Origin of the sequence: uncultured Gimesia sp. (assembly GCF_963976445.1) — a bacterium.
GTDB lineage: Bacteria > Planctomycetota > Planctomycetia > Planctomycetales > Planctomycetaceae > Gimesia.
Window position 1 is genome coordinate 51,594 of the sequence record NZ_CAXBKP010000011.1, and the last position, 12,974, is coordinate 64,567.

The 12,974-nt window shown below is 48.9% G+C and carries 6 protein-coding genes; 3 read left to right on the forward strand and 3 right to left on the reverse strand.

The window, feature by feature from the left end; all coding sequences use genetic code 11:
• Positions 1 to 54: 54 nt before the first annotated feature.
• A complete protein-coding gene (locus tag AAC022_RS13920; RefSeq protein ID WP_339731825.1) occupies positions 55 to 4,755 on the reverse strand; it encodes a PQQ-binding-like beta-propeller repeat protein in 4,701 nt (1,566 codons plus the stop codon).
• Between the two features lie 299 nt (positions 4,756 to 5,054).
• Here AAC022_RS13920 and AAC022_RS13925 point away from each other — a divergent pair, with 299 nt between their 5' ends.
• Positions 5,055 to 7,541, forward strand: a complete 2,487-nt coding sequence (locus AAC022_RS13925) for a PSD1 and planctomycete cytochrome C domain-containing protein (RefSeq protein WP_339731827.1) — start codon at positions 5,055 to 5,057, stop codon at positions 7,539 to 7,541.
• A 164-nt stretch (positions 7,542 to 7,705) separates the two neighbouring features.
• On the forward strand, positions 7,706 to 9,205 hold the full coding sequence (locus AAC022_RS13930) for a DUF1501 domain-containing protein (protein WP_339731828.1): 1,500 nt from the start codon (positions 7,706 to 7,708) through the stop codon (positions 9,203 to 9,205).
• Positions 9,206 to 9,220: 15 nt separating this feature from the next.
• On the opposite strand, the gene AAC022_RS13935 is transcribed toward AAC022_RS13930, so the two are convergent.
• Positions 9,221 to 10,576 (reverse strand): arylsulfatase, encoded by a 1,356-nt coding sequence (locus AAC022_RS13935; RefSeq protein WP_339731829.1) that lies wholly within the window; start codon positions 10,574 to 10,576, stop codon positions 9,221 to 9,223.
• 94 nt (positions 10,577 to 10,670) lie between these two features.
• Positions 10,671 to 11,654, reverse strand: coding sequence for a zinc-binding dehydrogenase (locus tag AAC022_RS13940; protein WP_339731830.1), 984 nt, complete (start codon positions 11,652 to 11,654; stop codon positions 10,671 to 10,673).
• A gap of 173 nt (positions 11,655 to 11,827) precedes the next feature.
• Between AAC022_RS13940 and AAC022_RS13945 the strand changes: the two genes are divergently transcribed.
• Positions 11,828 to 12,862 (forward strand): Gfo/Idh/MocA family oxidoreductase, encoded by a 1,035-nt coding sequence (locus AAC022_RS13945; protein ID WP_339731831.1) that lies wholly within the window; start codon positions 11,828 to 11,830, stop codon positions 12,860 to 12,862.
• Positions 12,863 to 12,974: the final 112 nt, after the last annotated feature.

Consider the following 12,974-nt stretch of genomic DNA (forward strand, 5'->3'; position numbering starts at 1 on the left):
TTATAGACAGGCTAAGCCTCTGGCGGGTTCAGGTCAAGTAACTTGACTACTGACTTAGAGTGGTGTCTCAAAGATTGTCTCCAGCGATTTCGCACGATCGCTAAAATCGATTTCGACAGCACTATTGTTTCCCTGGAAAAGGATCTTATTGAATCGGGGATCGATATGCATTTGCAGGATTGTGTCTTTCATGATGTTGTCTTTGAAGCCGATCGTGTTTCCCGTTTTGGCGTCGAGAACCTCAATCAGGAAGGAGTAACTTCTGATTTTTGATTCGGTGCGGATTTTACTCATAAAAATCAGGAAGGGAAGTTGATACTGTGATGTATTGACCCAGGATCGTTTCGGCAGGTTACGATTCCAGAGAACTTTTCCCGACTGTTTATCAATGCCGATTAAATCATTGTCGACATGAACGACATTTAAGAAAGAGTCACTGACATAAAAGTCATTTTTGATGGCCCGTCGGCGAGGCGCTGAATAGGAAAAGTTAAAGTAGTAACCATTCTGATCAGAAAATCCGATGAACTTATTCAGGTTTTTGAGCAAATGATCGGGAATCGTCGATTCGATAAGGGTTTCTCCCGTTTCCACATTCAAGACGCGCAGTCCATTGGGGGGCAGCAGGATTGCCAGTTCTGTAGGAGAAATTTGAGTTGACAAGCCGGTGTTTGTGACGGGTTCATCCAGCAGGAACCGGTCAGTGAGCGGATCCCACAACCGGACGCGTTTTTCAGTCGTTGATGTTGTCTCGTAGAACAATTTTCGTCCAAATACATGCCGGGCTCGACTGTTTAAATCCAGTTCGCCTTTCCGAATCAATTCACCGGTAATGGAACTGTAGACACTATAGTTCGTGCGATTGATGTTGAAGGCGACGACCGCTTTCTGATCGCCGATCAGTCCCTTGCTCGAATCACTCAGGTAACCCGATTTGGACGGGATGTTCTTGCGTTCCCAGAGCACTTTACCGTTCGCCGGATTTAAGCCGAATAATCGATTGTCCCACTGAAAGATACAGACGCGAGGTCCCGATGGTCCCACATAAAACAGGGATTGCAAGCTATTTAAATCGTCGAAATCTGCGGTCCAGAGTGGTTTGGAAATTTCATCCTGTAGCTCCAGAAGTGAAACGCCGTGAATTTTGCGACTGCTGCCAAGCGGGATGAAATGCCCGACGCGTGTGTTCTGTGAATGGTAGGGATAGGAGATGCGGTCTGAGACTTTGATCTTCCCGATATTTTTTCCCGCGTGTTTGTTGATTACGTTGAGGATGTCCCCTTTTTTGAGCAGAAGTTGAGAGATCTCAGGTGGCGGGAGAAATTTGCGTTCATAACTTTTGTAAGGCGTTCTGGTTTCAGGAGCCGGCATACCTGAATATTTTTGCTTGATGCTGACATGGGAGACCTTACGGTTGAGAGGTTGCATTGTTTGAAAGATTGCGAAGGCTTCCGAACCCCGATTGAATTGTTTGACATATTCAGCGCCTGTCATTCCGGAATCGAGAGTGACATTTGCGAATTGTTCATCGAGTTCTCTCAGTAAAGCAGCTGCTTCGTGAGGCAGACCGGCAGACTGCCATAATTCCAGCAGCTGACGTGTTGCCGTCGCGGCGATTTGGGGATCCGGATCTGAACGATTTTCCAGCAGCAGGAATTCGGCCTTCTGGTTCTGCCCCTGTTGAATCAGTTTTTCTGCCAGAACGCTGCGGACAGTGATGGCCTGAGACCAGCTGCCATAGGTTTCCATGAACGATTCCAAAGCAGCGACAGATCCTTCTTTGAGTGCCGCCTGCTGTTCACCGGAAATAATCGCGTCGACTGTTTCACGTTCTTCTCTGTTTGCTTTCGTGGTGACTTTTTCCATCAGACCGGAGATGAGACTTTTGACTGTCACCAGATGATTTGTATCGCCGGCCATCGCCAGAGGTTGATTAACTTCGATCTTTTGAAATTCTTCTGCCACTTCCATCAGTCCCTGATAATCTTGCTGTTGCAGTAGATATTTAGATTTTCGGGATAAGAATCGGCCTCGTTCCAGCGGGGTGGTCGCAAGTGTTTCGAGTTTGGCAAGTAAGTCAAATTCATTCTGATCGGTATGGTTCTCATCGGTATGATTCAGTTCTGCATACAGCAGTTCGCGTAACAGGGATTCAGAACGCTTTTGAATGGGGGCCGCTGAGTTCGCCGACAGCAGTGCTTCCAGTTTCTGTTGTGCACTGTTCAAGTTGCCGAGTGACAGGTCCAACTCTGCTTTTAATAATTGATCGCTCTGAAATTGTGCAGAATCGGTGGATTGGTTTTTCGTTTGGGCCAGGCTGGCACGCATCGCTTCTGCCTGGGCAAAGGAATCGATCTGCCAGAGTCCCAGCGAGATAATACGTCCCTGATGTGCGATGAGATTTCCGGGGGACCAGTTATGTTGACCGTATCGTTCTGTTAGTTTCGGATCGCGGGCAGCAGCGGTTTGATATGCATAATTGGCTCCCTGTCGCAGTTTCTGTTTGAATTCCCGGTTCAGGATCTCTGAAATTTGTGTCGTTTTATTAAGCGTGAAGCCAGCTTCTTTTCCTGAAGGGATGTGAATACTGAGCACGCTTCCCGACTTCATCGGCAGCAGATAGTTTTCTTGTGATAAGAATCCTTTTCCTGAAACTGGTCCCGACTGCAGATGCCAGAGTTCTCGACCATCTTTAATGTGTCGGCCCCGACAGAAATCTGAGCCTATCACCAGGACCGTCTCGTCTACGACCGCCGCGATGTACTCACCATCTTCCCGAGTAACTTCGTTCCACAGTGCAGCGCCGGTATTTAAGTCGATGCAATGAATGTAAGGTGACCCGCTGGGCAGGTAAAAGATACGATTCTGATCAATCACAGGTGTGCTGGTCAGTCCGGGGTGGCCGAATGAAACTGGTCTGAAATAGCGTTTTTGTGAAATCCTGCGGTATTGATCTCCTTCGCCATAGTAATAGTTCCAGAGCAAATCTCCATTTGTGGCGTCAACGGCGACCAGCGTATCAATCTGAGTCGGACAGACAATGATTCCCTGGCTGCTGGCGAGTGGGCATTGCTGATACGCTCGGTTACGATCGGTTTTAATCGGCTGATTGACATACGCGATGCCTTGTTTCCAGTGAATTGTTCCATCTTGCGGCTTGAGGCACAGCAGAGAAATCTGACTGTTATGTTCGGCAATGGCGTAGACATAACTGCCAATCGGCAGCGGCGCTCCCAGGAAATAGTAGCCTTCCAGACTCCAGGCTGGCTTTACTTTGAGCGAAGCATTTTCGGGTGAAACAGAAGCTGGTTGCGCAGTCGTATTCTGGTCTAAAGTAGCTGGGCTCTGTTTCAGTGGCAGAGCGATCAGTCGATTTCCTCTTTTTGAAACGAGCGGGAAATAAGTATTGGAACGGCGAAGTCCCAGGTTCAATTGAGTTGAGGGGACAGCATCCGGCAGATAATCAATGGCAAAAACAAACTGTCCATTACTTGAGAGCGAGCCATAGATGGAGCTGTAATTGTAGAATTTCTCCAGTGGTAAATTTTGTGAGTAGGAAGTGTGTGTTGATGTGCGATTTTCCAGGAGATTAATCAAGTTACTGAGGCTGCCTTCACTTTGAAAGATCCAGGATGTCTTGCCGGATTCCAGTTCAACGGCTCGGATTCCCTCAAAGTCACGGTAAATCACGAGGTCTCCCATAGCGATGGGCATATTAGCAATCGCCGTTGAGAGGTTGTCTCGATTGCGTTTCCCTTCCCAGTCGATCAGGGTTTTCAGTGGACTCGCTTGTTTTGTGCGACCGATGGGATGGCTCCAGCGGGAATTGAGATAGGGTAAACTGGCATGGATTGACTGATTTCGCTGTGCGTTTCCCTGCGAGACAGGCCACTCTGATTTCTGCAGAGAGGTGGCGTTCCTTAAAGGAAGATCCAAAGCCTGCATGGCAAGTGTCAGACTGCTTTTTGTTCCGCGAAAAGAAACAACGGTTTCCCCACGGGCTTCCAGAATTCTTGATCGTTTTTCGTACTGCCCGGATTGCTGATAGGCGACGGCTGCCTTGAGAAAATGAACGGGTTGCATCCGTGACTGATGGATGCGACTGTTTAACATGAGATCCCAGTAGCGAGCAGCGAATTCGAAATTGCCCTGCTCCATGTGATGGGCGGCGAGGTAATTCAACGCTTCAAAACCAGCCTGCAGTGGGAAAAACTGCAGTGCCAGCAGCTCGTACGTACGGAGGTCATTATTTTGTCGGGCTTGTTCCAGAAGCCAGTTGGCCTGGGGACCGGATATCCGTTCATAGTCGGCAAGCGTTCGTGGGGATGCTGTCGAAAACAGTTTGCGCGTCTGTTGTCTGAAGTTTAAGGGGCGCTCGAGGTCCTCAGGCCAGAAGAAATAGTCTTCCTGATGATCCAGGAGTTTTTCTAATTGCAAGGCGCCTTCAGTAAATTCGTGATTGTGGAATTTTTCCTGTGCTCGTTCAAACTGATTTCGCAGACTTCGATTTCGATAGATGCGGTGAAGCAGTGCTTCGCGGTCTTCTGAAATATCCTCGTCTGGTTCACTCTGGTCAGGAACTTCTTTGTCTGCTGGCGGATCCAGAAATGCGATCAGTTGATTTTTGGCGGGCTCATCTTGAGACAGTAGAAAGGCACACGGATAGATTAATAAAATACCCACACAAAAGAGAATTCTGATATAAACATTACTCAGGTAATATCGTACTGAGAATGGAGGAAACAATCGATTCATCCTTTGGATTCTCCTCAGATCAGAAACAGATGCCAGTCGTCAAGCGCGTCTGTGAATTGAGACGTCTTTGATTATAGCATAATCGGTCATTTAACAGACAGATTACTTTAAAACGGGAATGAGCAGAAGATAGAAAGAGTGTGACAGGGAATCACTTAGGGGCTACAATGTTGATTGATATTCCTCAGCACATAAATTGAGAATGGACAAAAGCGGCTCGGTCGATTATATTTGCGATTAAGTATATGCCGTTTAATTAATAAGTTGATAGATGTACATTTTAAAAGGGCTACCCCCTAATGGCACGGATCAGTTCCTTCAGAATCAATGACAAGTTTCAGAATCGGCTTTGTTTTTGTTGGGGGCTGTCGATTGTTTTGGGGGTCTCTGCTCTCGGATTCGCCGAAAATAACAACAAGGTACCTGTCCAGAAAAATTCAGAGCCCGTTGTTGATTTCACGCAGCAGATTCAGCCTGTGTTAGCAAAGCATTGCTATTCATGTCACGGTCCTGATGTACAGGAAGGGGGCTTGCGACTGGATCAGAGCGAGCAGGCCTTTAAACTGTTGGAATCTGAGGCAACGGCGATTGTTCCCCGGCATCCTGAAACCAGTGAGCTGATCGCGCGGATCACAACGAAAGACGAAGATCTACAGATGCCACCCGAGGGAGAGCGACTTTCCCGGGAACAAATTGACCTGCTCAAAAACTGGATTCAGCAGGGGGCAGAATGGAAAAAGCACTGGGGATTCCAACCACCTCAGAAGACCACACCACCTCAGACAAAAAACAGCAACTGGGTCAAAACCCCGATCGATGCCTTTATTCTGGCCAAACTGGAACAGAAAGGGCTCTCCCCTGCTCCGCCGGTCGATCGCGTATCGCTGATTCGTCGGGCCTGTTTTGATCTGACCGGACTGCCTCCGACTCCGGAAGAAGTAGACCAGTTTGTCAATGATCCAGCCCCTGATGCCTATGCGAAACTGCTTGATCGTCTGTTAGCGTCCCCCCGTTATGGGGAACGCTGGGCACGTCACTGGCTGGACCTGGTCCGTTATGCCGATACAAACAGTTTTGAACGGGACGGCGTGAAGCCTAACGCCTGGCGTTTTCGGGATTATGTCATCCGTTCTTTCAATGAAGATAAGCCCTACAGCCAGTTTATCAAAGAACAGCTGGCGGGAGATGAACTGGATCAGGTGACCAATGAAACGATCATTGCCACCGGATATTATCGTCTGGGCACCTGGGATGATGAACCCGCTGATCCATTATTGGGTTACTATAACGAGCTGGATGATATTGTCTCCACGACGAGCCAGGTCTTTTTAGGGCTCACATTGAATTGTGCCCGTTGCCATGAACATAAAATTGATCCGATTCCCCATGAAGATTATTACAGCTTTCTGGCATTTTTTCATGGGATGAATTCTTATGGAACTCGTTCCGATCAGCTCTCTTTTAATCAGACCGATATCACTGGTTCTGAGATTTCCGCCAAATATGCGAAATACGATGCACAAAAAAATGAACTGAAACAGAAAATGCGTCAGATTGAAGAAACTGGCATCAAAAAAATGCCGGGTGTAGATCAGAGACGATCTGAAACAGGAGAACGAGGGAAGTTACTCAAAGAAAAACTGCAGCAGTATCTCGAGCCGGAGCAATTTACATCTTATCAGGGGTTACGAGATGAGTTGAAGCAACTGGAAGAACAGAGGAAAACGCTACCGCCGCGAAAAATGGCACTGAGTGTCAGGCGGAGTCTGAAAGAGCCGCGTGAAACGTTTGTGTTATTGCGGGGTAATCCCAATTCTCCCGGTGAAAAAGTGGAGCCCCGATTTCCGGAAATATTTGGTAAGTCTGAACTGCAGATTCCTGAGCCGCGCAAAGATCAACCCACATCAGGCAGGCGACGTGCTCTGGCAGAATGGATTGCCAGCGGCGACAACATGATGACCTCGCGTGTGATTGTGAACCGGGTCTGGCAGCATCATTTTGGCCGCGGTATTGTTCAATCTCCGAATAACTTCGGTCAGTTAGGCGTGCCTCCAACCCATCCGGAATTACTCGACTGGCTGGCGTTAGAGTTTGTAAAGGGAGGCCAGAAATTCAAGGCACTTCACAAGCTGATCATGATGTCGAACGCGTATCAGATGTCCTCACAGCATTCCGATCAGGCAGCCTCGATTGATCCGGCGAACGATCTGTTCTGGCGTTTTAATATGCGACGGTTGAGTGCGGAAGAAGTACGTGATTCAATCCTGGCGGTAAATGGTCGCTTGAATCTTAATATGTACGGCCCCGGGTTTTACCCTCAGATTTCAAAAGAAGTTCTCCAGGGGCAATCCAGTCCGGGGAGTGGCTGGTTGAATTCCTCGGAGGAAGAACGAGCGAGACGCAGTATTTATATTTTCGTGAAGCGTTCGTTGATTATTCCTCTGCTCTCCAACTTTGACTTTGCTGATACCGACAGTACTTGTGCTGTGCGATTTGCGACAACACAGCCTGCGCAAGCATTAGGCATGGTGAATGGCGCTTTTGTGAATCGGCAGGCAGAATTGTTTGCTGATCGGGTTGTTGAAGAGGCGGGGGCATCGCATTCAGAGTTTGTTGCGCGGGCCATTCGGTTGGCCTATGGACGTGAACCACAGGCTGAAGAGGTGACCGACGGAGTTCGATTGATTGATAGTTTGATCAAAAAACATTCGCTTAACGAAAAACAGGCATTGAACTACTTCTGCTTAACGATTTTGAACCGAAATGAATTTGTTTATCTGGATTAACGATTTTGAAACGAATGCGTCCTGAATATTCGGCCTAGTGCTTTGTCAAGCTAGGAATTGAGGGTTGGGGGTGTTGTTTACGTGCTCCGTTGTCGCACTCTCGTGATATCTATCAACCCAATATTTAAAAATGACGTTCCACTAGGAACATAAGAGGATCAGCTATGGCTTTAGAGCAAACACCAAATCATCAAGAAAGCAAGTCAGCCGGGCATGCACAGTTCTGCCGTCGTACGCGTCGCGAATTTCTGTGGGAAGCCGGCGGCGGATTTGCTTCCGTGGCATTAACGGGCATGATGTCACAGGACGGTTTTCTCAATTCGCAAGCCGTTGCCGCTGATGGTGCCAGCCAGTTTCAGAATCCCCTGGCTGCGAAAGATCCCCATTTCAAACCGAAAGCCAAGAGCGTCATCTTTCTGTTTATGTATGGTGGGCCGAGTCACGTTGATACCTTTGATTACAAGCCGAAACTGTATGATTTGGATGGTAAGACGATTACCGTCAAAACTAAAGGACGCGGGGGCGCAAAAAATGAAGGTCGGGTCGTCGGCCCGAAATGGAAATTCAAGCAGTATGGTCAATCGGGTCAGTGGATATCGGATCTGTTCCCTCATCTGGCCACGTGTGCGGATGATATCGCATTTTTGAAATCAATGACCGCAGATTCGCCCATTCATGGTTCCGCGATGCTGATGATGAATTCAGGGAAAATTCTAAGTGGATTCCCCAGTCTGGGCTCATGGCTGAATTATGGCTTGGGGACTGAGAATGAAAACCTGCCTGGTTATGTTGTCATGCTTGATCCAACGGGAGGTCCGATCAGCGGGGCCAAGAACTGGTCGAGTGGTTTTATGCCGGCGACGTATCAGGGAACCACCATGCGATCTGAGGGAGCGCCTCTGATTGATTTGCGTCGCCCGGAAGGGATGAGTAAAGCCGTTCAGCGTGAACTACTGAATGATCTGAAAGCGGCCAACCAGAAGCACCAGGCCTCGCGTGCCGGTAATTCAGACTTAGCCGCTCGGATTGCCAGCTATGAACTGGCTTTCAAAATGCAGAAGCATGCACCCGAGGCAGCTGACCTGGCTACAGAGACCAAGCAGACTCAGGAGTTATACGGACTCAACAATCCTCGCACGGCTGATTTTGGCAAACGTTGTCTGTTGGCCCGCCGACTGGTTGAGCGTGGTGTGCGGTATATTCAATTGTATTCCGGCGGTAATCATAATGATGCGAACTGGGATGCCCACGGGGACTTGTTTAAAAATCATAGTCATCATGCAGGGAATACCGATCAGCCGATCGCTGCTTTGATCAAGGATCTCAAAGCGCGTGGGCTGTTTGATGAGACGATGATTGTCTGGGGCGGTGAATTCGGACGACAGCCCACGGCAGAATACGCCAAAGGAACGGGCCGCGACCACAATTCTTATGGGTTTACAATGTGGACCGCCGGTGGTGGAGTTAAAGGCGGGACTTCTGTTGGTGCGACTGACGAATTGGGCGCAGCGGCGGTCGAAAAACCGTTCCATGTGAAGCGTTTGCACGCCACCATTTTGAATCAAATGGGGCTGGATCCAAACCGTTTGTCTTACTTCTATGGCGGTCTGGATCAAAAACTGGTGGGGGTTGAGCACACTGAACCGATCAGTGAAATTATTTAACCTTCGAGAACAAGTTCAGTCGGCTGACTGACTGTCGGCGATTTTCTGTTTCATCCTCGCTACAATTTCGGGACGCTGATCGGCGATATTATGTTGTTCCCCGATGTCGGCGTTGAGATTATACAGCTCAATTGGTTTTTGGGGTCCGGTTTGGACTGCCTTCCATTTCCCTGACCGCAGTGCGACTTTTCCCCGGTATTTCCAGAATAACGTTTCATGAGCCGTTTGCGGTTGTCCCAGCAGCGTTGGCAGATAGGAGATTCCATCGATGTTTTGTGGCGCCTGAATGCCAGCCAGTTCACAGGCCGTTGGCAGAAAATCCCAGAAGGCACTGATGTGATCGGAAGTGGTATCGGCTTGAACTTTGCCCGGCCACTTCACAATCAGCGGGACACGAATCCCTCCTTCATACAGGTCTCGCTTGTAGCCACGTAGCGGGCCGTTGGAATTGAAAAAATCAACCTGATGCATGCCTTCCTGGTGCGGGCCGTTGTCTGATGTGAAAAAGATGATTGTCTTATGCTCCAGGTTCAATTCTTTCAGCAACTCGACCAGTTTTCCCAGATCGCGGTCGAGGCGGGTGATCATGGCGGCAAATCCTTTTTCGGGAGCCGGCCATTCTCGGTCTGCGTATTCGCCGTACTCAGGGACTTCCATTCCATCGCCGGTCGTACGGCCTCCTTCGTTATTGGCATGCGGGATCGTGTAATGCGCCTGGAGAAAGAATCGATTCTTCGCGTTTTGCTTGATGAAATTGAAGGCTTCCTGAGTGAGCAGGTCGTGCGAATAGGTTTCGCGTTCAATCGAAACTCGTTTCTGTGGCCCGACTTTATTGCCCGGCAGCGAAATTTCCTGTTCGTTACTCCACAGGAATTCCGGATAAAAATTGTGTGCATTTCCCTGATCCAGATAACCAAACCAGAAATCAAATCCCTGCTTGCTGGGAACTCCCGTTGTATCTGGTGGTCCCAACGCCCATTTGCCGACTCCCCCCGTAGCGTAGCCGGCTTCCTTTAAGAGCGACGTGACGGTGGTTGCACCCTCCGGAAAATAATATTGTTCATTCTGGCTGATTGGTGTGTGTCCGGTATGCTGGCCCGTTAACAGGACCAGCCTTGAAGGACGACAAACCGTATGGCCGGCATAGTGGTTTGTGAAACGCATTCCCTGTTTGGCTAATTGATCAATGTTGGGAGTGTTGATGACTTTCTGTCCAAAGCAACCAAGGTCACCGTAGCCCATGTCATCTGCCATGACGTAGATAATATTGGGAGGTACTTCTGCTTGAGTTTGAATTAAGCACACAACACTGAGAAACAGACAGGCAATGCAGCGAAACAGAGCGCGAATGGTATTATCTAAGAAGTTCATCAGTGACCTTTGTTTTGATCGGGATGAGAGAATCAACGAATGCGTGAGCCCCGTTTATTTTTTACCGGGGTACTTTCTATTTTTAACGATACAGTTAACGATACAGGGCAGGAAATTCAACAATGACTTTAATCACACCCTCTCTGCGGTCGCGAAACAGTTCAAATGCCTGCTGGATTTCTGCCAATGAAAATCGATGTGTAATGATGGGGGTTACATCAATGCGTCCTTCAGAGAGCCATTGCATCGCCAGCGGGAAATCGAGATTGAAGTCGGGATTGATACTGGTGTGCACGGTGATGTTTTTAAAGAGCAAATCGCGCCAGCGGACTTGGTCGATCGTTTCAGGAGGTACGCCGAACACGAGGATGTTTCCTTCATTACGACAGAGGTCGATGCAGAGGTTGAACTGCTGGTCGGCGTGCCCCACGGATTCGATGACGATGTCGGGTAATTCCCCATTCAGGATTTCCCGCAGTGCTGCGCGGGGATCTGTATTTTGATTACAGATCGTCGCGGTCGCCCCCATGCGGGGACTGACCTGCAGGCGGGATTCCAGCAGGTCGATTCCAATAATCTCACGGGCGCCCATATTACTCAACGCGGCATTCATTAATTGTCCCATAGGCCCCTGCCCGACGACGGCCACGGTTTTGTCCAGCAGGTTGGGAAGTTTTTTCAGAGCGAAGAGAGCCGTCCCCAATGGTTGAGCCATCAAGGCATGTTCTTCCGGGATATTGGTGGCAATGGGAATCGTGCGGGATTCGTCCAGTATGAATCGTTCGCTGAGCCCCTGTTGCATGACGGGAACTGCGAGAACCCGGTCCCCTGCTTTCCAGCGCTGTCCATTCGTTGCTATGATGGTTCCGATCATTTCGTGTAATGAGTGACCGATCTCAATTTCCCATTCATCGGTTCCGTTAAAATACGGCAGGTCAGAGCCACACAGACAGGTGGTTTCCGGCTGGAAGATGATTTGCCCCTGGCCAGACTCCAAAGTTGAAACTGGTGAGAGCTCGGGTTCCGGGACGTCGATGAGTTCAATTTTTCCTGGCGCGACAAGATGGCTAGCTAACAACGAACTGGTCCTGATTATGAGGAGAGTGCTCCTTTTCACCAGAAGCAAAGAAGATTCTGGCAGGAGTGAAATAGATTGGATATAGTATATAAAATATACAAAAGCACTTGAAATGCAATGTAAAGCCACAACTCTGGTCCAGCAAAGATCGAAATGGCAGTAGGAGATTCACGATGACGAAGCAAATTTCTGTTGCTGTTCTGACGAATGAGACAGGAGCGCATTTAGGTGCCTACTTCTCTGCACTCAAAGAGATCGATGCCGTTAAAGACGTGTTTCTCTCTGATCCCAGTCACAAACAGGTGGAATTGGCCCGAAGTGAACTTGGTTCCAAACTGAATGAGGTTTATGACAAACCTGAAGATTTGCTTCAGAGCGAGCATCCAGATCTGGCTTTGATTACGATGGAAGCCCGGCAGGCGCCTCAAACGATTAATCTGGCACTAGAACATGGCAGCCATGTTTTTTCAGAAAAGCCCGCTTGTTTGAGTGTTGCGCAATTTGAACCCTTAGTGCAAAAAGCGGAGAGCAAACATTTGGATTTGTCGCTGGCACTCGCGAATCGTACTAATCCGGAAATCCAGTTTGCGAAGTCATTAATCGAAGCAGGCACACTGGGGAAAATCTACGGAGTCGAAATGACGCTGTTAGCCGACCAGACTCGATTGACGAATCCTGCTTATCATAAAAGCTGGTATGCACAGCAGGACCGCGCTGGAGGAGGGTTCCTGTCATGGTTAGGCATCCACTGGCTAGACCTATCGATGTATCTGACAGGTTCTTCGATCACAGATGTTTCAGGATTTACGGCCTTAGTAGGAGGGCAGCCGATGAGCGTCGAAGATGCAGCCGCCCTGTCCTTTCGCTATGCAGGCGGTTTTTTGGGGACATTGACGGCTGGATATTTTATGAACCGGGGCTATCAATCCATGATCAAAATCTGGGGCAGCAAAGGGTGGCTGGAAATGGTTCCTTTTGAGGAGCGTCATCTGGAATGGACGCTGAACCATAATGGAAAGAAATTTCGATTTGAAAAACCGGTCGAACCACGGGGATACACGCCTGCCGTGCGCAAAGCCGTTCAGGCGGCTGCGGGGCATGGCACTCCGTTGCTGACCAGTCGAGAGAGTTTGAGAATCATTCGCACGATTTATGCATTTTACGACGCAGCAAAATCTGGCAAAGCACAGACGATATCACAAGATTAACCGAGTGCTTTGTCAAGCTAGGAATTGAGGATTGGAGGTGTTGTTTACGTGCTCCGTTGTCGCACTCTCGTGATATCTATCAACCCAAAATTTAAAAATGACGCTCCACGAG